The 21,452-nt window shown below is 40.1% G+C and carries 22 protein-coding genes; 10 read left to right on the top strand and 12 right to left on the bottom strand.

Annotation, left to right across the window (positions count from 1 at the left end):
* Window positions 1–117: 117 nt before the first annotated feature.
* From atpA to FHK88_RS01350, 7 genes are all read right to left on the bottom strand, one after another.
* Window positions 118–1,662 carry a F0F1 ATP synthase subunit alpha gene (atpA, locus tag FHK88_RS01380; protein ID WP_227428987.1) on the bottom strand — a complete coding sequence of 515 codons (1,545 nt, stop codon included), beginning with the start codon at window positions 1,660–1,662 and terminating at the stop codon, window positions 118–120.
* Between the two features lie 119 nt (window positions 1,663–1,781).
* The gene (locus tag FHK88_RS01375; RefSeq protein ID WP_227428986.1) at window positions 1,782–2,399 is read right to left on the bottom strand and encodes a F0F1 ATP synthase subunit delta; all 618 of its coding nucleotides are present in this window, start codon (window positions 2,397–2,399) and stop codon (window positions 1,782–1,784) included.
* A gap of 28 nt (window positions 2,400–2,427) precedes the next feature.
* Window positions 2,428–2,898, bottom strand: coding sequence for a F0F1 ATP synthase subunit B (locus tag FHK88_RS01370; RefSeq protein WP_227428985.1), 471 nt, complete (start codon window positions 2,896–2,898; stop codon window positions 2,428–2,430).
* Between the two features lie 77 nt (window positions 2,899–2,975).
* Complete coding sequence (atpE, locus tag FHK88_RS01365) at window positions 2,976–3,227, bottom strand: F0F1 ATP synthase subunit C (RefSeq protein ID WP_227429191.1); 252 nt, start codon at window positions 3,225–3,227, stop codon at window positions 2,976–2,978.
* A gap of 42 nt (window positions 3,228–3,269) precedes the next feature.
* The gene (gene atpB / locus FHK88_RS01360; RefSeq protein WP_227428984.1) at window positions 3,270–4,136 is read right to left on the bottom strand and encodes a F0F1 ATP synthase subunit A; all 867 of its coding nucleotides are present in this window, start codon (window positions 4,134–4,136) and stop codon (window positions 3,270–3,272) included.
* Window positions 4,137–4,559: 423 nt separating this feature from the next.
* Complete coding sequence (locus FHK88_RS01355) at window positions 4,560–5,000, bottom strand: ATP synthase subunit I (protein WP_227428983.1); 441 nt, start codon at window positions 4,998–5,000, stop codon at window positions 4,560–4,562.
* A 228-nt stretch (window positions 5,001–5,228) separates the two neighbouring features.
* Window positions 5,229–6,176: a metal ABC transporter solute-binding protein, Zn/Mn family gene (locus FHK88_RS01350; RefSeq protein ID WP_227428982.1), complete on the bottom strand. Its 948-nt coding sequence runs from the start codon at window positions 6,174–6,176 to the stop codon at window positions 5,229–5,231.
* A gap of 381 nt (window positions 6,177–6,557) precedes the next feature.
* Between FHK88_RS01350 and FHK88_RS01345 the strand changes: the two genes are divergently transcribed.
* From FHK88_RS01345 to gluQRS, 6 genes are all read left to right on the top strand, one after another.
* Window positions 6,558–7,100, top strand: coding sequence for a transcriptional repressor (locus FHK88_RS01345; RefSeq protein ID WP_413680426.1), 543 nt, complete (start codon window positions 6,558–6,560; stop codon window positions 7,098–7,100).
* Entirely contained in the window at window positions 7,101–7,898 is a 798-nt protein-coding gene (locus FHK88_RS01340) for a metal ABC transporter ATP-binding protein (protein ID WP_227428980.1), read from the top strand. It begins immediately after the preceding gene.
* A 3-nt stretch (window positions 7,899–7,901) separates the two neighbouring features.
* The gene (locus tag FHK88_RS01335; RefSeq protein WP_227428979.1) at window positions 7,902–8,702 is read left to right on the top strand and encodes a metal ABC transporter permease; all 801 of its coding nucleotides are present in this window, start codon (window positions 7,902–7,904) and stop codon (window positions 8,700–8,702) included.
* Window positions 8,703–8,777: 75 nt separating this feature from the next.
* On the top strand, window positions 8,778–9,608 hold the full coding sequence (locus tag FHK88_RS01330) for a metallophosphoesterase (RefSeq protein WP_227428978.1): 831 nt from the start codon (window positions 8,778–8,780) through the stop codon (window positions 9,606–9,608).
* A 191-nt stretch (window positions 9,609–9,799) separates the two neighbouring features.
* A complete protein-coding gene (gene dksA, locus FHK88_RS01325) occupies window positions 9,800–10,237 on the top strand; it encodes an RNA polymerase-binding protein DksA (RefSeq protein WP_227428977.1) in 438 nt (145 codons plus the stop codon).
* The gene (gluQRS, locus tag FHK88_RS01320) at window positions 10,230–11,180 is read left to right on the top strand and encodes a tRNA glutamyl-Q(34) synthetase GluQRS (protein ID WP_227428976.1); all 951 of its coding nucleotides are present in this window, start codon (window positions 10,230–10,232) and stop codon (window positions 11,178–11,180) included. The genes dksA and gluQRS overlap by 8 nt, the downstream gene beginning before the upstream one ends.
* 19 nt (window positions 11,181–11,199) lie before the next feature.
* On the opposite strand, the gene ftsW is transcribed toward gluQRS, so the two are convergent.
* Both ftsW and murD read right to left on the bottom strand, forming a co-directional pair.
* Entirely contained in the window at window positions 11,200–12,408 is a 1,209-nt protein-coding gene (gene ftsW, locus FHK88_RS01315; protein ID WP_413680421.1) for a putative lipid II flippase FtsW, read from the bottom strand.
* 80 nt (window positions 12,409–12,488) lie between these two features.
* Window positions 12,489–13,949 carry a UDP-N-acetylmuramoyl-L-alanine--D-glutamate ligase gene (gene murD, locus FHK88_RS01310; RefSeq protein ID WP_227429189.1) on the bottom strand — a complete coding sequence of 487 codons (1,461 nt, stop codon included), beginning with the start codon at window positions 13,947–13,949 and terminating at the stop codon, window positions 12,489–12,491.
* Window positions 13,950–14,349: 400 nt separating this feature from the next.
* Here murD and FHK88_RS01305 point away from each other — a divergent pair, with 400 nt between their 5' ends.
* The 4 genes from FHK88_RS01305 (at window position 14,350) to FHK88_RS01290 (ending at window position 19,168) form a co-directional block, all read left to right on the top strand.
* Window positions 14,350–15,849, top strand: coding sequence for a SulP family inorganic anion transporter (locus tag FHK88_RS01305; protein WP_227429188.1), 1,500 nt, complete (start codon window positions 14,350–14,352; stop codon window positions 15,847–15,849).
* 63 nt (window positions 15,850–15,912) lie between these two features.
* On the top strand, window positions 15,913–16,767 hold the full coding sequence (locus FHK88_RS01300; RefSeq protein WP_227428975.1) for a universal stress protein: 855 nt from the start codon (window positions 15,913–15,915) through the stop codon (window positions 16,765–16,767).
* Window positions 16,768–17,431: 664 nt separating this feature from the next.
* On the top strand, window positions 17,432–17,770 hold the full coding sequence (locus tag FHK88_RS01295; protein WP_227428974.1) for a P-II family nitrogen regulator: 339 nt from the start codon (window positions 17,432–17,434) through the stop codon (window positions 17,768–17,770).
* 96 nt (window positions 17,771–17,866) lie between these two features.
* Window positions 17,867–19,168, top strand: coding sequence for an ammonium transporter (locus FHK88_RS01290; RefSeq protein ID WP_227428973.1), 1,302 nt, complete (start codon window positions 17,867–17,869; stop codon window positions 19,166–19,168).
* Between the two features lie 162 nt (window positions 19,169–19,330).
* Here the strand turns inward: FHK88_RS01290 and FHK88_RS01285 are convergent, their stop codons facing one another.
* The 3 genes from FHK88_RS01285 to FHK88_RS01275 form a co-directional block, all read right to left on the bottom strand.
* Window positions 19,331–19,723 carry a DUF2147 domain-containing protein gene (locus FHK88_RS01285; RefSeq protein WP_227428972.1) on the bottom strand — a complete coding sequence of 131 codons (393 nt, stop codon included), beginning with the start codon at window positions 19,721–19,723 and terminating at the stop codon, window positions 19,331–19,333.
* Window positions 19,724–19,935: 212 nt separating this feature from the next.
* Window positions 19,936–20,205 carry a hypothetical protein gene (locus tag FHK88_RS01280; RefSeq protein ID WP_227428971.1) on the bottom strand — a complete coding sequence of 90 codons (270 nt, stop codon included), beginning with the start codon at window positions 20,203–20,205 and terminating at the stop codon, window positions 19,936–19,938.
* A 64-nt stretch (window positions 20,206–20,269) separates the two neighbouring features.
* Window positions 20,270–21,100: a DNA/RNA non-specific endonuclease gene (locus FHK88_RS01275; RefSeq protein ID WP_227428970.1), complete on the bottom strand. Its 831-nt coding sequence runs from the start codon at window positions 21,098–21,100 to the stop codon at window positions 20,270–20,272.
* Window positions 21,101–21,452 lie beyond the last annotated feature (352 nt).

The raw sequence follows: 21,452 nt of genomic DNA, 5'->3' as shown, positions 1-21,452 counted from the left end.
AAAGAATCTATCTTTACCAACATATATTTTATGTTAATGAAGCATTGTATCCATGAAGTGACAACTTATCATAAAATTATACACAGCATTTTTACAATGCTTTTTACGACTACTTTTTTAGTAGCTATGGTTCTGTTTAAATGCTTCTACTGACGCTTTCAAACGACCTGCAATGTCATCATTGTAGTTAGCAGTATCATTGATTTCTTTCATCAAATCTGCTTGCTGGTCATACATATAACGTAGATATGCTTCTTCAAAATCACCAATCTTGTCAACTGGTACATCTGCAAGATAGCCTTCGTTTGATGCATAAATAACAACAGCTTGTTCTGCAACAGACATTGGCTGATATTGTTTCTGCTTCATCAACTCAGTAACACGCTCACCATGCTCTAGCTGTTGCTTAGTCGCATCATCAAGGTCAGAAGCAAACTGAGCAAATGCTGCTAATTCACGATACTGTGCCAGTGCGGTACGGATACCACCTGATAGCTTCTTAATGATTTTTGTCTGAGCAGAGCCACCAACACGAGATACGGAAATACCCGCATTCACCGCTGGGCGGATACCTGAGTTAAATAAACTAGACTCTAAGAAAATCTGACCATCAGTAATTGAAATTACGTTCGTTGGTACGAATGCTGATACGTCACCAGCCTGTGTTTCAATGATTGGTAATGCTGTCAATGAACCAGTTTTACCTTTCACTTCACCATTGGTGAACTCTTCAACATAGTCAGCATTGACACGTGATGCACGCTCTAATAGGCGTGAGTGTAAGTAGAAGACGTCACCTGGATAAGCTTCACGACCTGGTGGACGACGTAATAGTAGTGAAATCTGACGATAAGCAACCGCTTGCTTTGATAAGTCATCATATACAATCAGTGCATCTTCACCACGGTCACGGAAGTATTCGCCCATGGTACAGCCTGAATATGGTGCAATGTATTGTAATGCAGCAGGCTCAGAAGCTGATGCAACCACAACTGTGGTATATGCTAATGCACCTGATTGCTCAAGCTTACGAACAACGTTTGCGATGGTTGAGCGTTTTTGTCCAATCGCAACGTATACACACTTAATGCCAGAATCTTTCTGAGCAATAATAGCATCAATTGCCAAAGCTGTTTTACCTGTTTGACGGTCACCAATAATCAACTCACGCTGACCACGACCAATCGGAATCATTGTATCAACTGCTTTATAACCTGTCATAACAGGCTGGTCTACAGATTGACGTGCAATAACACCTGGTGCAATTTTTTCGACTTTATCAGTCAATTGTGCATTAATTGGACCTTTGCCATCAATTGGGTTGCCTAAAGCATCAACAACTCGTCCTAATAACTCAGGACCAACAGGAACTTCTAAGATACGTCCTGTACAATAGGCTTTTTGACCTTCTTGTAAGCTCAGGTAATCTCCTAGTACAACAGCACCGACAGAATCACGCTCCAAGTTCAACGCCATACCATAGACGTCTCCTTCAAATTCGATCATCTCACCGTACATTGCATCTTCAAGACCATGAATCTGTACAATACCATCTGATACTTTGACGATTGTACCTTCATTTTTTGCAGTTGCACCCGCATCAAGGTCTTGAATACGCTGCTTAATCAGATTACTGATTTCCGCTGGATTCAATTGTTGCATTGCCTTGTTTCCTTTAATATGTGATTACCAACCCATTGGCGTATATACTGTTATCCAATCTTCTGTCATTTTTAATATTGATCTATTATCAATATATAATATGAAGAGGGCATAATTTATTAGGTAGTTAATTGAGTTTGTAACTGTTTTAACTTACCTTTTACTGAGTCATCAACAATCTTATCGCCAATCTTGATAGTCGCACCTGCAAGCAAGCTCGGGTCAATAGACTCATGCATATTAACTTTTGCATTTAAAGTCTGTTCAAGTCGTGTTTTTATCAGCGCACGCTGACTGCTTGTGAGTGCATAAGCTGACGTAACATAAGCATTAATTTCTTGTAGGGTCTGCTCACGTTGTAGTCGATACTGTTCATAAATTTGCGGTAGCAAAGCAAGACGATCTTGCTCAGCCAGTTGAATGACAAAGTTTTTAATTGATGCAGAGGTTTTATTGTTATTGACCTCTTGAGTACGATGAGTCTGATTCTGTAATAGCGTTTTTAGAGCGCTATCAGCATCAGTTGCTATCTGCTCATCATAGATATCTACTAATGCGGCACTTTTTTGCTCAGCGGTAATGGCTGGATTGTCAAGCAGTGCTTGAAATGACGCATCATTGACTATAACACTGGCAACAAATAGGAAGTCTTCCCAGTCGTTAATTACTGCTTGCTCATTGGCATAGTCAAAAGCAGCTTTGGCATAAGGTCTTGCTAATGTTGATAATTCGGCCATAATCCCCTCGCAATATGAATACTCGCTGTTACAGCTTAGCCGCCAGTTGATTTAACATAGCAGCATGTTTTTGTTCATCAACATCTTCTTGCAAAATCTTTTCTGCGCCCATAACTGCTAATTGAGCAACTTGGGCACGCAAAGCTTCTCGTGCTTGGTTGATCTCTAAGTCTATCGATTCGCGTGCTTGCTGACGAATACGCTCAGCCTCAACTTGAGCCTGTACTTTCGCTTCTTCAATAAGCTGGTTAGCGCTCTTATTTGCTTGTTCTATCAGTGTTGCCGCCTTTGCTTTTGCAGCTACAAGCTCAGCTTCTGCTGATTGTTCAGCCGTTGCTAAGTCTGCTTTTGCTTTTTCAGCAGCATTTAGACCATCAGCAATTTTGCGCTGACGCTCATTGATCGCTGCCATCAAAGGTGGCCACACAAATTTCATGCAAAAGACCACGAATATTGCAAACGCAATGGATTGACCGATAAGGGTAAGATTGATATTCACGTGATCACCTCTTTGTTAATGAAAGACCAGTTCGGTTGACCATCAAAGATGGTCAAGGTTGGACAACTGATTTTAAATTAACCTGCTAGAGGGTTAGCGAATAACAAGAGCATGGCGATACCAACACCAATCATCGGTACGGCGTCAAGTAGACCTGCAACGATGAACATACGTGTTTGTAGCTGTGAACCTAACTCTGGCTGACGAGCTACACCTTCTAGGAATTTACCACCTAAAAGAGCGAAGCCAATACCAGTGCCAAGTGCACCCAAACCGATAAGTAGGGCTACTGCGATAACTGTGTAACCATTTAAAGTTGCTAATGCCATTGGATCCATTGATGTATCCTCTTTTACCTATTTAATGTCTAATTAATGTTCGGTTTGTGAAGCTAGTGATAGGTAAACTATCGTTAGCATCATAAAGACGAACGCTTGAAGTGTGATAACTAAAATGTGGAAGATAGCCCACGGTACAGATAGCGCCCATTGAATCCAGAAAGGCATCAGGGCAATCAATACAAAAATTAGCTCCCCAGCATACATATTACCAAATAATCGCAAGCCTAAAGAGATAGGTTTCGCAATTAGAGTCACAAACTCAAGGATAAAGTTGATAGGGATTAAAACAATTTTGGCAATTGGATTTTTAGCGCTGAATGGATGTAAGGTCAGCTCACCAATAAATCCACCGAACCCTTTCTCTTTAATGCTGTAAAAAATAATTAAAGCAAATACAGAGAAAGACATACCTAAAGTGATATTTGGATCAGTTGTAGGTACAATCTTCATATATACATGATGTGGGTCATGTCCCATACTTGCACCAATCTTTTGTGCTAAAGCAGGTATATAGTCGATAGGAATCAAGTCCATTAAGTTCATCAAGAATATCCAGACGAATATGGTTAATGCTAATGGAGCAATCAATTTTGATTTACCATTATATGAATCCCGTACGTTGTTATCGACAAATTCAACAATCAGTTCAATGAATGATTGTAGTTTGCCGGGTGTACCAGATGTTGCTTTCTTTGCGACTGACCAAAATATCAGACAAAATAAAATACCTAGGCCAACTGACCACAGCATGGAGTCTAGGTGAATGGCATAAAAGCCCATTTTAGAGGCTTCTTCTGCAGTATGTGCCACTTGCCAACCTTCTCCTGGAATATAGCCAAAAGTCCAGTTTGTTAAGTGGTGAGAGATATAAGCTGATGATGTTTGCTCGGCTGCCATAATCTAAGCTTCTTATTGAATCAACTATAAATTAAAAGAAAATTAACTAAAAACTGCACAAATAAACTGTCTTAATTTTCATCGAATAGATTCTCATACCTGAGAGTCTATGGGCTGTACATGACTAAAACTGTTACTGTATATAGAGTTAAACCTTTATGCTGGCATATTTGTAGACAATAGCGAGCTTAGAGGCTTGTATATTACTTTCTTTAAAGAAGAAAATTTGATATTTCTGTTCAACATTGTAAATTCAACAAAACATATGGAACAAGGTATCAAATATTCATAATGGCACAATGCGGTGCCTATCATAAATCAGGGGTATATTTGTGTAAAGAGTGTTGCCTATATTTTTGCTAAATATTTCTAGATTCTTAGTGATTTTGCTGTCTTTATACTATGGTATGCAAATGGCTTATTCTATCTTTTGATTTGCCATAATAGATAACCATAGCTTAGTTGCATTATCATATATCCACAAAATAGCGCAAATGCTGATAGTGGCTTTATCATCATGAATATCAGCACAAATCCAGTTATGGTTAGTAGCCACTTTATCAGTTGACCAAGATATAACTGGTTAACAATATGGCGTCTATCTTTATATCCTGTATAACGAAAGACCGCCCCTGCAAATAGTAGGTGTGTAATACCATTTAGTATGACACCCAAAGCTACACTTTTAACGATGATATTGTTTGACTGCCAAATTAGGGCATCTAAAAGCCACGCGCTTATAATGATACCTAACATCAACCAGCTTAAACTTACCATCAACTGTTTGAACGTTTGGCGAGCTTGATACTTAGCTCGTTGTCGCACAGGTGGCTGAGTGGGTTGAGTATGTTTTAAAGACCCCATCACCACAGTTCATCTTATTTTTTAGTTTGGGTTTTAGTATATCAGGTCAGTAGCAGCTACAACCTTTATAAGGTTGCATGGTAACTTTGTATAACTGACCTGTATAAACCAGCACCTTTATTTATGTTTTATGTAAAATTTCTGTATAAAACGCTCTCTATTATATGCAGGTGTGTTCTATCGTGCAAGTGCAAAGTGACATATATTCAAAGATTTAAGGAAATAAATTCATTTAATACAAGTTAATATCTCATTTGCCATTGTTTTCCAGCCTGTAACAAAGTCTGTTGCATCACTCATGTCTTCTTGTTGTACAGTTGTTGCTAGTGGTTGTAGTTTATTCAGCATTCCTTTTCTTGGTGTTCCTTGCATCACCATACACATGTTAGTGTTTGGTCTATTTTGTTGTAACCAACGAAATTGGGTAGCTTTTGGTGGTAAGTGATGGTCGCGGGTCAGTGTTCCTGTCAGCTTGATATTAAGGCTTGGCTCAATATATTGATAGGCATCATGATATGCCCAGTAGCTTTTGGGTGCGCTTGATGGTGATTTTGCAACAGAAGCAACCGCATCATCCATACGTTTGGCAAAGTCTTGCACATTTTTATTATATATTTCTGTGTACTGAGGATTTGCACGTGAGTAGATAGCAGCTAAAGCTCGGGTGATGGCTTTAGCATTTTCTGGGTCAAGCCAAATATGTGGGTCTAATGTACCTTCAATTGCTTTTCCTTGCTCATCACGTAAAGGAAGACGATTAAAGGCATTTAAATCAAATAAGGCAATGGTGTTATACTGGTTACTAAATGGGTTAGCAAGGTTATTCTCCAACTCTTTACCAAACCATATGACATAGCGGCTGTCTTTTGCTGTTTTAATGTCGCTGGGGCTCAGGCTACCATGATGCCCTACTTCACCAGAGCCTAGTAGCTGGTGTGCAGACGGTGTTCCTTTGGTGACAGCTTCGCTAAGCAAAAATAGTGGGTGGTTACTAACAGATAAGTCTGTTTTGGCGGCAAGCCATGCTGGTATTGTTTGTTGTGTGGTATTGGTGGCACTGTGAGCAAAAGCTGAAATACTCATACTCATGAGTAGGGTTGCTGTAATGTGTGCTATACGTTTTGTATAAGAAGTTTTTTGCTGTGTGGCTGACCTTTTTGATTGAGATGTATACATGATATTTGCCTTAGTTTATCTTGGGTAAGTTATTACGTTAAGTAATTAAGTAGGTAGTCTGAATAAAGTCTGTAATACATCATTACTAAAAATATTTTTATTTAAAAACATGAAGTTAAAACATACATATTTTTATCCATCATGTGCTTTCCTCTTTGTCTATAGCATTTATAATGATGGGGTATGGTAATGAGTATCCAGACACTTATTTATCTATTTGATATGTTATAATATAACTTCTACAGAAAAATACAAGCAAAGGTTTCTATGTCTTCCTCTTTTCTTGATGATTTATCATCTTCGCATACTTCTGTATCTTCTATGTCTTCATGTGCCCATCATGACACTCAGACGCCTCATCCGTGTACTTGCTCCGATGGTATGCACAGCCACGATAGTGGACATTTACATGATGTCCATCATATGACTGATGATGCGATACAAAACCGATTGCGAACCGCTGAACAACAGTGCTTACTCAATGGCAGTCGATTCACTAGCTTACGTCGTCAGGTCTACTCTTTAATTTTGGCTTCTGATAAGCCTTTAGGGGCATACGATTTGATTCAGCATTTACAAGATAAGCGCAAAAAACAAGCTGGTAGTTCAGCAAAAAATGTTGCCCCTCCAACAATTTATCGTACTTTAGAGTTTTTGTTAGATCAGGGGTTTATTCATCAGCTAACTTCTATTAATGCTTTTGTGCCATGTTGTCATCCCCGTGATAAACATTTTGCCGCGTTTTTAATTTGTAATCACTGTCATCGAGTACAAGAATGTAGTACATTACCAATCAATGAGGTAATTAGTTTCACCAAGGATGAGGTGGGGTTTGCAGTAACACAGAGTGTCATGGAGATGACAGGCGTGTGTGCACCCTGTCAAACACAGACTGATAGTACAGCTGATATAGCGAGTATATAAATGCCAGCCCCTTTGCACAGCCAAAATAGCCATGCATCTGTTCATATACAAAATGAGCCATTACTGACCCTAACGAATGTGAATTTTGATGTGCGGTTGTCATATGGCGCGCAACAACGGTTGTTATCTCAGATTAATATACAAATCCAGCCATTAGATAAAGTCAGTATCATCGGTCCAAATGGTGCTGGCAAATCAACTTTAGTGAAGTTGATGTTAGGCTTATTAACGCCAACATCAGGTCATATTCAACGCCATCCCAAGTTGAAGGTGGGATATGTACCACAAAAATTTTCTGTTCCTTCCATCTTACCTCTTCGCGTTAAAGATCTTTTATCTCAAGTTTCTCATGTTAGTTTAGATACGTCCCAACGTCAGTTTTTAACAGATAAGCTAAATTTAACAGATTTACTGTCTCGACAAGTATCACGGCTCTCTGGTGGTGAAACACAACGTGTACTGCTAGCAAGAGCTTTGTTAAACCAGCCAAATTTATTGTTTTTAGATGAGCCAATGCAGGGTTTAGACCCTGACAGTGAGCTATGGTTATATCAGTTTATTGATGAGCTGCCTGATTTTTTACAGTGTGCCATGGTCGTCATTTCTCATGATTTACATTGGGTAATGAAAGGAAGCCGTCATGTGATTTGCTTAAATAAACACATCTGCTGTGAAGGACAACCCAGCGATTTGTTACTGTTAGATGAGTTTCACCAACTCTTTGGGCACCAGTATGAGCAACCATATATCCATCGGACTCATGACTGTCAACATGCCAGTCACCATACTCAGGATTAGTTTATGTTCAGTTCATGGTTAAGCATTATTGCGCCTGCATGGATTGCGGGCAGTTTACTGGCACTACTATCAGCACCGCTAGGCTGTTTGGTTTTATGGCGACGTATGTCTTTTTTTGCTGATGCCCTTGCACATGGCACATTATTTGGTGTGGCACTGGCAGCATTATTTCAGCTACCACTTGGTATTGGCATTGCCATTGTCAGTGTTTTAGTCGTTGTCTCTTTAGTCTGGCTAGATGATGAAAGGCTACCCACAGATGCCATATTGGCAGTGGTATCAGCCACACTACTATGTCTAGGTCTACTGACCATGACTCAGCTCACACAAATGCAAGCCAGTGTGATGGGATATTTATTTGGAAACTTGTTAGAAGTGGACTGGAGTGATTTGCCCATTTTAACAAGCAGTGTGATTATCGGACTAGGTTTTCTCTGGGTAATCTGGCGACCACAGGTCATGCTCGCAACTCATGGTGCTCTGGCAAAAGTTGGTGGTGTTCATCCATTGCGACAGCGCCTCTTTTTTATGGGAGTGTTAGCAGGATTTTGTGCATTAGCATTACAAGCAGTGGGCAGTTTGTTAATCAGTGCTTTATTAATTCTGCCTGCTCTAAGCGCACGTTTACTGGCACAGTCTCCTAAGCAAATGGTGATTATTGCCATGTGTCTGGCACAAGTTGCTGTTACTTCAGGTATTTGGGGCAGTGTATGGTTAGATATTCAAACAGGGCTTGCCATTGTATTAGGGCTGTCTGCGACTTTCTTTTTCCTATTTATCGGACAAAAAGTATACAAACGGTAATGACTGTCAACTTTATAAGTTGATTTCAGTTTACTAATACCGTTTAATAACAAAGCAAAATATTCTCTTATATCAATGATGACATATATACCACCAACACACATTGAAACTCCTGATGGTCTGGTAAATATTTTACAACTTACTGACTTGCATCTGTCTGCAGACCGTCAAAAATCCGTGGCTGGTTGTCAATGTCAGGATAGTTTTGAGCGCTGTTTATCACAGGCACTGAGTGAAAATATCCGTTGTGATTTAATTTTACTCACAGGTGATCTGGTTAATGAAGTTGATATGAGCATTTATCAGCGTATTTTTGCACAGTTATCTGCGACTAATATTGCTTTTGCCTGTATTTCTGGTAATCATGATGTCACAGATGAGCTTTATACTGAGCGACCATTTTCTGAGCGTCAGTTTGTTGCACATGCACCTGATACACGGCTTTTATCACACCACCGTATTATGGCAAATGGCTGGCAAATATTATTGGTTGACTCCAGTGTGCCGGGGAAAGTGCATGGAGATTTGCCTTTATCGACCCAGTTATGGTTAACTCAACAATTAACAGACTGTCATCTGCCGACTATTTTGGTTTTACATCATCATATTGTACCTGTGCAGTCACAGTGGATTGATGCACATATGGCAGATAATGCCGAGCAAATATGGCAAGTATTACGTCGCTTCCGGCAAGTAAAAGCTGTGCTTTGTGGTCATGTTCATCAGGAGTCTTACTGCTATCATGAGGGTATTCATGTCTATACAACACCCTCCACTTGCTATCAATTCAAAGCATACTCTGATGACTTTGCCTTTGATGAAAATAGTCGCCCCGGATATCGCTGGTTGCAATTAGGTAACAATGGCGCTCTTGAAAGCTGGGTTAAAAGACTAGATACTTGGTGACCATTTTTGTATGATGTCTGTTTTTTAAGTTTAAAATGACTTTAACTGACATGGAACTGAAGAATTACAAGTCAATATTCTGTTCACCTTCTACCAGCTTAATTTTGATTGTTACAAGCTGTTGATTGTTACAAGCTGGATTTAAGATGACCTTGTATCAGGTTACTGATACGACATACTAGGAAACTGTCATGAGTAATATGAATTCACCTAAAGATTTATCTTTCACTCCTTATGCACCAGAAGCAGGTGAGGAGTATATGTCTGATGCTCAACTTGAGCATTTTGCTACTTTGTTAAAAGAATGGAAGCAACAGCTACAAGGTGATGCTGATCGCACAAAGTCTTATATTCAAGATGAATCCACTGCCATGCCAGATATTAATGATAGAGCCACTCAAGAAGAAGAGTTTGCTTTAGCATTACGCACACGCGACCGTGAGCGCAAACTGATTCGGAAGATTGATAAGTCACTGGCAGAGATTGAAAGTGGTGATTATGGTTTTTGTGAAACTTGTGGTGTAGAGATTGGTTTGCGTCGTTTAGAAGCCAGACCAACAGCCACCCAATGTATTGACTGTAAAACGCTCTCTGAGATGAAAGAGAGACAAACGTGGGGTCATGCGTAAGCCACTACCCCACTCACCTATTGGTCGCTTTGCTCCTTCACCAACAGGCGCGCTTCATTTAGGCTCACTCACAACGGCAGTCGCCAGCTATTGCCATATTAAGTCGATACAAGGACAATGGCTGGTGCGTATCGAAGATACAGATACTGTACGCTGTGAGCGCAAGTTTTCACAGCAAATATTGCTGGATTTGGAGCATTTGGGGCTACATTGGGACGGTGAGGTACTCTATCAGTCTACCCGCACCAACATTTATAATGAATGGCTACAGGATAAGCTATTACCACGTCTTTATGGTTGTAGTTGCTCACGCAAACAAATCAGTGCTTACCATCAAAAAACATCAACCCACGCCACACATTCAAACCAAACTTCAAACACTACTTCAGCACATTCATTATATCCTCGCCTTTGTTTAGATAAGCATAAGGCACTAGATAATAATAAAGTTCGAGTTCAACTACCAAGTTATCACATTGGTTTCTTAGACCAAATACAAGGAATGCAATGGAGCAACCCTCAGCTGAGCTTAGGAGATGTGGTATTAAGGCGGGCAAATGGTATCATCAACTACTTTTTAGCTGTTAGTGTCGATGATGGACTACAAGGAGTCACTCATATCATGCGAGGCTTAGACATCCTACCTCTAACCTGCGCTCAAATTGTATTAATGGATTATATGAATCTGCCAGCAATCCAAGCATGGCAACACCTACCACTGGTAGAGAATCGTACAGGACAAAAACTATCCAAGCAAAACCTTGCCACACCCATTGATACCAGTACACCAGAAAAAGCCTGCCAACAACTGGCAAAAGCCCTACAGCTATTACACCAATGCCCTGTAGAGCTAACCACACCTGAACAAATGCTTGCTCAAGCTGTTGCTCAATGGGACATACAGCCTCTACAATATCAACACTGCCTTGCGCAAGTTGATTAAACTTAATATAGCTTACCTACTATTTTCCCAAATGATTTGCCTCTGGCTTATCAAGAACAGCCTTATAAATTTTTAATAATAAACCAATCATCACCAAACTTATCACCATGGATGACCCACCATAACTAAAGAATGGCATGGTCAAACCCTTAGTCGGCATTACCCCTAAGTTCATGCCTGCATTAATCAAAGTCTGTCCAATAAATATCGTTGCAAAGCCAAATGCAGTATAGCTTAGACTTAACTGATGGTTTTTTAGCGCCAAATAGCTAATGCGCATAATACTGCCAATAACCAAAGCTTCCAGCAATAGCACAGACACCACCCCAACAAAGCCTAGCTCCTCACCAGTAATGGCTAATAAAAAGTCTGTATGAGCCTCTGGCAAATGTGCCAATTTCTGTACACTTTCACCATAGCCAACACCAGAAAACTCTCCTCGCCCAAAAGCAATCAGACTACGTGCTAACTGATAGTCTGTGTTTTGCATATCATCAAAAGGGTCTAAAAAGGAGGTAACACGTGTCAAGCGATAAGGTGCATCCCATATCGCCATAATCACCAACCCCAATGCCAATGCCCCTAAGATTAAGAACTGTTTAGCAGATGCTCCAGCAATCCAGAAAATAGCTAATACACAGCCTATAATCATGACTAATGAACCAAAATCTGGCTGTGCTAACAATAGTAAGGAAAAAATTGATAAAACTAGGAAAATACGAAAGAAGCCTTTCCCTCCACTATTGCCACGCACCTCATGTGAACGACGCACCACAAAGTCAGAAACAAAAATAATGATAACCAGTTTTGCCAGCTCGGCAGTTTGAAAGTTAAAAGATCCAATCTCTAACCAACGTTTTGCCCCATTAATCGATGTCCCTAATATCAACGTTGCGGCTAGTAATATGGCAGTCAAAATCAGTACAAGTGTCTGGTTAAATAAATCATAATACAGCCGTAATGGAATCAGATAAGCAATGAAAGCGGCTATCACCCCAACCATCATATATGCCAACTGATGATAGAAAAAATACAGCTCATTTAACCCTTCATGATGCGTCGCAAAAGGAATAGAAGCTGAGGCAACCATAATAAGGCTTAGCACCATCAAACATGCCACACCAGTTAAAAGAACAGCTGTTGCTGAAGGCAACGATAACATATCATCATAACGACCAAGCTGACGCTGGCGAAAAGCAGGGATAAAAGAAGCAAACTTAGAATTCATAAAATAATCAGTGCGTATTAAGCCAAGTAAAAAATTAACGAAAAATAATCATATTATTAGAGCATACTTATCTGCTCTCTTTACGTAGTTAAAGTATGTACAAGTTCAACGAACTGCTCGCCTCGCTGTACAAAGCCAGAGAACTGATCAAAACTTGCACATGCGGGCGACAATAACACCGCTTTAACAGGTGATGAAGGTTGCTCAGAGATTGCCTTGGCTTGACGTACTGCTTCTGCTAATGTCTCACAATGCTGACGCTGTACCGAATCTGCTAATGATGCCTCGCACAGATGCTGTTCAATTACTGTGGCATCTTCACCAATAAATAACACATGGGAGACATAGGTATTGATTAATGGTGCTAATTCACCAAACTGTTGTCCCTTCCCTTGTCCACCCAAAATCAGTAATAATTTTCCTTGCTGGTTAGAATAAACTTCTCCCAAACCCATAATGGCTGCCTGAGTTGAGCCAATGTTGGTGCCTTTAGAGTCATTAAAATAGTCAACACCATCTACACAGGCAACAAACTGACAACGATGTGGCAAGCCAGCAAATTGGCGTAGCGTCTGTAGCATACTCTCTAATGGCAAGCCAGCCAACTCACCCAATGCCAATGCAGATAAGGCATTGATTAAATTATGCTGTCCCTTAATTTTTAGCTCATCTGCACTCAACAGCCTATTGGCACCTCGTGCCAAATAAACTTGACCATCTGCATCACGAATCAGTCCATATTGATTTAAATCCGGTGCATTTGATCCCACACTCAGACACTTAACTTCATCGGCAATTAATGGACGAGATAACGCATCATCACGGTTAATAACGATTGACTCCACACCTTGGAAAATACGGTGCTTTGCTCGATGATAACCCAACATATCACCATGTCTATCTAGATGGTCTGGTGACATATTCAACACAGTTGCAACTTTAGCTTTTAGGTTACTCACAGTCTCTAACTGAAAGCTAGACAACTCCAGTACAGCTAGCTGACTTGGTAAATCAGTATCACCACGATGACTAGCCGCTACCTGTAAACCATCTGTCTCATCTGCTTTTTCAAACCCTGCCAACAAGGTCAATGCTGGCACACCAATATTGCCCCCAACCCCAACTTGAATACCTGCATCAGCTACCATCTGCCCTACCAAAGTAGTCACCGTACTTTTTGCATTTGAACCAGTAATGGCAATAATAGGAACATCACACGCATCACAAAACAGCTGAATATCACTCACAATGGCAATACCTGCCTGCTTAGCTTGCTGTAAAGCAGGAGTTTCTAAAGAGATACCCGGACTGACAATAATACGGCTAGCACGACACAATAAGTCTGCATCAATATGACCAAATGCTCGTATCTGTACACTTTCAGGCAGTTCAGAAGCTAGCCGTGGCTCAGCATTGCCATCGGTCACTGCCACTGGATAACCCTGCTCTGTTAGATAATTCGCCACAGACAATCCCGATTGACCCAGTCCAACCACCACTTGTAGTCCACTACCCTTTTGAATCATTTGTTGTTCGGTCATATTTGCTATCGCCTTTTTGTTATGGGTTTGTCTCTCTGATGAAGACATAAGTTCACCTGATTTATTTAGCTTATCTAAATTATGGACTTGCTGGTCTTGGCTCATCATTATTCCTTTTGCCTTGGGTGTGCTATGATGCGCAGGATTTATACCACTATCAGAGCTGGTTCATCATCATGATACACAGAATTATCATAATCGTGCATAATCATACTGATGACGTTCAGACTTATATCCATCTGCTCAATAATGCTAATAGATATGAAAATAATAACCTAACCAACTCTAATTTTAACACGGTGCAATTTCAATCCAACCGATGATATCTGTTATCTATCATTGGCAAGTCTGTATCTTACCACCACCCACTCTTTAATACTAAAGCTTTATACTCCTTATGATGATACCTTTTTTTGATAACCTCCACGATGAATGGTTTTCGAATGTCCGTGGCGATATTCTTTCTGGCATAGTTGTCGCTCTTGCCTTAATTCCTGAGGCCATTGCTTTTTCGATTATCGCTGGCGTTGACCCAAAAGTTGGACTGTATGCCTCCTTTTGTATTGCAGTTGTTATTAGCTTTGTTGGTGGTCGACCTGCCATGATATCTGCTGCTACTGCTGCGATGGCACTGGTGATGGTGGATTTGGTCGCTGATCATGGCTTGCAATATTTACTGGCAGCCACGCTACTTTGCGGAGTCATACAGTTTATTATGGGTGTACTAAAGCTTGGCAATTTGATGCGTTTTGTTTCCCGCTCAGTGGTAATTGGCTTTGTGAACGCATTAGCGATTCTGATTTTTGCTGCTCAACTGCCTGAGCTAAACCCGTATACCGATAAAGTCGGTCTAGTGGTTTATCTAATGACTGCAGCAGGGCTTGGTATCATTTACTTATTTCCACTCATTCCCAAAATCGGTAAAGTGATTCCCTCACCCTTGGTCTGTATCGTTGGTCTTACCATTGTAACTTTATACTTTGGCTTTGATATTCGCAATGTCGGTGATATGGGTGAGCTACCAGACACCCTACCCATTTTTTTAATTCCTGATATTCCTCTAAATGTTGAAACATTACTGATTATTGCACCATACTCATTGGCACTGGCAGTGGTCGGATTATTAGAATCTATGATGACAGCAACCATTGTAGATGAGCTAACAGATACCAGTAGTAATAGAAATCAAGAATGTCGAGGACAAGGCATTGCCAATGTTGTCGCTGGTTTTTTTGGTGGTATGGCAGGGTGCGCCATGATTGGGCAGTCTATTATTAATGTCAAATCTGGTGGACGTACCCGTTTATCCGCACTGGTTGCAGGTATTGTTCTGCTTATTTTGGTGGTATTTTTAAGTGATTGGGTCAGTCAAATTCCAATGGCAGCCTTGGTTGCTGTAATGATTATGGTATCCATTGGTACATTTAACTGGGCATCATTGCGTGAGTTTAAGACTCATCCTATGTCCTTTAATGTGGTTATGTTAGCGACTGTCATCACCACCATTTTTACGCACAATCTAGCGTATGGCGTACTTGTCGGAGTCCTATTATCCGCCCTATTTTTTGCCAATAAGATTGGGCAGTTCCTTAGTATCCATAGTGAGTATGATGATACTAGCAATACTCGTATATACCATGTGCATGGGCAAGTATTTTTTGCCTCTACAACCTACTTTATGAACAGTTTTGACTCTAAAGAAGCATTGGATAATATTGAAATTAACCTAACTCATGCCCACTTTTGGGATGTTACCGCAGTAGATACCCTAGATAAGTTAGTCATGCGCTTGCAACGAGAAGGGATTAGTGTCAAAGTAGTAGGACTAAACAATGCAAGTCGCACCTTGATTGACCGCTTCTCAGTGCATGACCGCCAAGATATTGGACTATTAGATTAGGGTCTGTTGAGCTTTTTTAATAAACATACTTTGATAAATTTTGATAAATAATGGTGTCTAACCATGAGCAATCTCAAACCAGATAGTATTATCGCTTGTCTCGACTGCCCTGACCATGTACAAGCTGTTCTAGATGCCAGTATGTGGGTCGCAAAAATATTAAATGCACCCATTGGACTTTTGCATGCAATGCCGAACACTCATCGTGCCACTGCTGTCAGCTATTCTGGTTGTCTGACTGTAGATGATGAAACTCACCTTTTGCAAAAGTTTACGACCGAAGAACACGACAATAACTCTCAAATAAAAGACCAAGGTAAATTATTATTAAAACAAGCTGAAAGCTACTGCCTCTCTCGACAATATCAAAAACCAATTTATGCCCTACATCGCCATACAACCTTGGCAGAGAGTATTGATTATGTTGATGATGAGGCACAGCTGATAGTAATTGGTCATAATGTAACCTGCAAACACACACTGGCTCAACTGATTCGCCCCAGTAAATGCCCTATTTTGGTGACACATGCACCATTTTCGCCCCCTCGCTCAGCATTGTTTGCCTTTGACAATCGTCCTACCTGTCATGCACTCCTAGATTGGCTATGTCATAATGCACTCATTCGCCCCATGGCAGTGCATATTGTTATGGTTGGTAAAGAAACAGAAAGTAATAAAGATGCCCTACGAGAAGCCTACGCACGCCTTAAACAGTCTGGTATTAACTGCAAAAAAGCATTAATTGATGAGCGAGATGTCACTGCAGCTTTGTTATATTACCAAAAGCAACACCAGCTTGAGCTCTTAATGACAGGGGCATTTGGTGAATCTCGCCTACGTGAGATTTTCTATGGTAGTGACACTCAAAAATTATTAGGCTCTAGCAAGTCTCCTTACCTACTATTTCCAAGTGAATAATACCGCTTTCTAGGGTCTGTTGAATATTTACTCCGTTAGGCTAGTCTCTACAAGAAATACAGCTATTTTGTACTTTCATATAAAAATTGGCTAAATTCTTCCTATGAAGATGAATGTTCAACAGACCCTATATTAATTATCCTAAAACCTAATGATCTTAAACTCTGTATCTGCTAAATTTTTGGGTATGATGCTTATACTGCATTAAAATCAAGAAATACAGATTTTGCGACTTAGCCATACTGTATACTGTGCTGTAATCTAACATACCATCAGTCCCTACTCACTGCTGATACAGTATTTTGCAAAGCACTATTACATCAAGACGATAAAACAATCACAGTACGCCATACCGCCTCTTTGCAAACTTCGCTATAATAAATTCATTATTTTAAATTTCTCGCATTATTACCTTTATTTGCACCAAAAAAGAACATTTTTTGTCATGTAATTCGTTTTTCCCCCTTCGTTTTACTGGCACAGTTCTTGAATGGTGCTAAATAAGAAGAAAATCTAAGCCATTAGGTTTTCATAAGGTAATGATTAATAGGGATAAATTGTCATAGATAGAGCATTATGACTATGACAATCATAATGAAGGCACATTACTAATGTGTCATGTGTTTTTATCCATTAATAAATACTCTTTGAAAGGACAAGCTGTATGAAACTAATTACTGCCATTTTAAAACCCTTTAAGCTAGATGATGTGCGTGAAGCACTCTCAGAAATTGGTGTCAAAGGTGTCACCGTCACTGAAGTTAAAGGGTTTGGACGTCAAAAAGGACACACTGAGCTTTATCGTGGCGCTGAGTATGTCGTTGACTTCTTACCCAAAGTTAAAATCGAAGTGGCTGTTACTTCACAGATGCTTGAACCAGCCATTGAAGCCATCACTCGTGTTGCCAGTACTGGAAAAATTGGCGATGGCAAAATCTTTGTCACACCACTAGAACAAGTGATTCGTATCCGTACAGGTGAGACTGGTGCTGATGCCATCTAAGATGTATTTATGATGTGACCTGCCATCTATCGCTTACGTCGATATTACACATCACTTAATAGCTAATATCCATTTTATTCCAAGGGGGAAATGCAAATGGAAAACCAAATTTTTGCGTTGCAATACGCACTTGATACCTTTTACTTTTTAATATGTGGCGCGTTGGTGATGTGGATGGCAGCAGGGTTTGCCATGCTCGAAGCCGGCTTGGTACGTGCCAAAAATACCACAGAGATTCTAACTAAAAACGTTGGTCTTTTTGCCATTGCTTGTACCATGTATCTCATATGTGGCTATCATTTTATGTATGGAGGTGGTTGGTTTCTAAGTGGTATTGCAGGAGACGAAAGTCTCGTTGCAGAAGCTTTACGTGCCTCTACAGCCAATGGCTTTGAGGGTGAAGCCGTCTACTCAAAGGCTTCTGACTTCTTTTTTCAGGTTGTCTTTGTAGCGACATGTATGTCTATCGTCTCTGGTGCAGTCGCTGAACGTATGAAGCTTTGGGTCTTCTTTGCATTTGCGATTATCATGACTGGCTTTATCTATCCTATAGAAGGAAGCTGGACGTGGGGTAATCAACCTGTATTTGGTCTATTTTCTTTATCAAATGACATTGTCAATGATGCTGGGCAGATCTTATATCATGGATTAGGTTTTACTGACTTTGCTGGCTCTGGAATCGTCCATTTGGCAGGTGCATCAGCAGCCTTAGCAGCCGTTATCTTGCTGGGTGCACGTAAAGGAAAGTATGGCAAAAATGGTGAGGTACGAGCCATACCAGGTGCAAATTTACCACTGGCAACATTGGGTACATTTATCTTATGGATGGGATGGTTTGGATTTAATGGTGGCTCAGTACTCAAACTTGGCGATATCAGTAATGCCAATGCGGTTGCTATGGTATTTGTCAATACAAATGCTTCCGCTGCTGGTGGTGCAATTGGAGCTTTAGTCTTTGCTCGCCTCATTTTTGGTAAAGCTGATTTAACCATGCTCTTAAATGGTGCATTGGCCGGCTTGGTTGCCATCACAGCAGAGCCTCTCACACCAACACCTCTTTTTGCAACACTCTGTGGGTTGGTCGCTGGTGTGCTGGTCGTCAGCTCTATTCTAACAATTGATAAGCTAAAATTAGATGACCCTGTTGGTGCAATCTCTGTACATGGTGTCGTTGGACTATTTGGTCTACTGATTGTCCCCATTACCAATCCCGAAGCCAGTTTTGTAGGACAAATAGCAGGCATTTTAGTTATCTTTATCTGGGTATTTGGCTGTAGCTTTATCGTCTGGTCACTATTAAAAGCGACTGTTGGTCTGCGTATCTCTGCTGAAGAAGAATATGAGGGTGCAGATATCTCAGAATGTGGACAAGAAGCCTACCCTGAGTTTGTCAAATAATGCTGCTCCCTTACGCATTGATTTAGATATCAGACATATAAAGACCCCACAATAACAAATTATTGTGGGGTCTTATTATCTATCATGAGTGATTTAATATCAGCTTATATCACCATCGATGATAACCAACTTTAATATTAAACCAATGTTAGACTTGTCAGATTAATGTTTACGCCAAGTTTGAGATTTTACAGGAACGACACCCCAATAGGCAGTCAGTTTCAGTGTTCGGTTACCATTACTTAATGAGCCAGCTAAGCCATAAGATTTGCCATCAACTGGATTAGTGATTCTACCATGAGCATACTTACCGCCACCTTCTGCCTTCAATCCGGTAATGACTGTTCTGCCTACATATTGTTTGGCTTTCTCTGTATTACCAGAAATAATTTTTCCTGTTAATACACCACCCGACTCAGTGATTCGTACCAAAGCTTTTGGCTTGCCATCTTCATATGTCTGCCATGTTGTATTAGCTAATGGGTCTGCTGCCATAGCAACTGTTGCTAGACCAAAAGTTGTGATGGCTAGGATGGATTGATTTAAGAGTTTCATAGTGCGATTCCTTTCGAAAGGTAAGCTTAGTAAAACTTTTGTTTCATCACCAAACACATTCATCTGATATCATGAATGCAAATTTTTTGATAATGATAACCAAAGCGTGGGGCAATATCTGCCACCTATGCCATTTTATTATAATGGGCAAAGTAAAAAAATAAAGAGATTTTTTTATCAATTCTTACAGATATCTATTTTAATGGTGGTGATTATGCAAAGGGATTGTCTATTTGACTGCTTTGTGACTGTTGTTGTGGCTTAATTTCTTCATCCAACAGCAAGTTTCCTTGTGTTTGATACTGTTCAAGACCTTGTACTATTTGGGTTAATAACTGCTGTAACTGTCGTGCCTGAGCCAAACCTGAAACACTTCTATAAATATCAATATCACCATAAATAGTTACCTTATCTTGTTGATTTTCAATAACTAACTGACCGATTTGTTGGCTTTGACTATCATTTTGATATGGCTGAAACATCACTTGCCTCTTATGTCATTTTACTTTGTACTTTGTATGTAGTCTAAATCATAAACCAATATTTTTAAAAAAATTCATTCACAATCCATTTTACCAACTCAATAATAAGCTGTAACCACCATTCATTTTGCTCTGGTATATCTTGTGTATCATCTCTAATATCACTGACTTGTAAAGGCAACTCTTTTACTTGCGCTTTTGCAATTGGTGATAAGGCAGGCATAACATCAATACCTGTACGCAATGCCAACTCATCAATACTGATGACCTCAATACGCCCTGTCTCATCATTAGGCGCATAATACACCCCTGCCTCACCAGTTGCAGGGATATAAACCGCCTTAAAAAAATGTGTCGGTATTAAAACTCGTTGATGTAGCTGGGAGATTTTTTTTCCTGAAAAAGTAACCCCTGTAATCACATAAGTTTCACCATATTGTTTGGTTAAATAACGAGTCACTGTCTCTATATTACGCCACACATAGCGGTTATTCTGAGGGGACTGTGGGGCAATATTCGCTAAGCTAAAGCTATCATACTGCTGAGCACGACTTGCCATATCTGCACTGGGAGCTAAATGCCCACGGTCATATCCAGAGCTACGATAATCACTAAGCTTTGCTCGCATTGATTCTGGTAAACGGCTTTCTTCATGAAAATTATCTTCTCTACCCACCGCTTCTGCATCTATCAGGCGCTGACGGGTCAGATGCTCAGCTGACCAAATTGGCGTACGCGATACACCAGAGTATAATGTGGCAAACCCCTGAAAACATAAAGGAACACTATTACGAGTAACTTTTTCATTCAGATAGTCTGGCGTTGACCCTGCATAAAACTGATTGAGACATGATTGAAAACCACTGGCAGATGCCCCAGTAGATATGAAGAACAAACAGATAAGCAATAAGTAGCATAGGTGCTTATGTAGATGATGTGGTCTATGTATCCTGCCACATCTCCTATAGAATCGTTGGTTATACTGAGATAATGGAATCAGAAGAAACATACCTTTAAATTTTAAAATATAGAAGAAGCAAAATAGGCACATTGCCTATCACCAGCAAACCATGCTCACAATACCAAAGTAATAAATCAACACACCAACCCTGTAAAAGTAATTACTATTCTTGATGCTATGTATGGTATGCCATCACTTAATGAAGAAACGGTATGCTAACAGGCATAGTTACTGTATGTAAAGCAAATAACGACACTATTTGTCGTATATAATGTGTTATATACAA

This window comes from Psychrobacter sp. I-STPA6b (assembly GCF_020662265.1).
GTDB lineage: Bacteria > Pseudomonadota > Gammaproteobacteria > Pseudomonadales > Moraxellaceae > Psychrobacter.
This window is presented reverse-complemented; position numbering and strand designations above follow the sequence as displayed.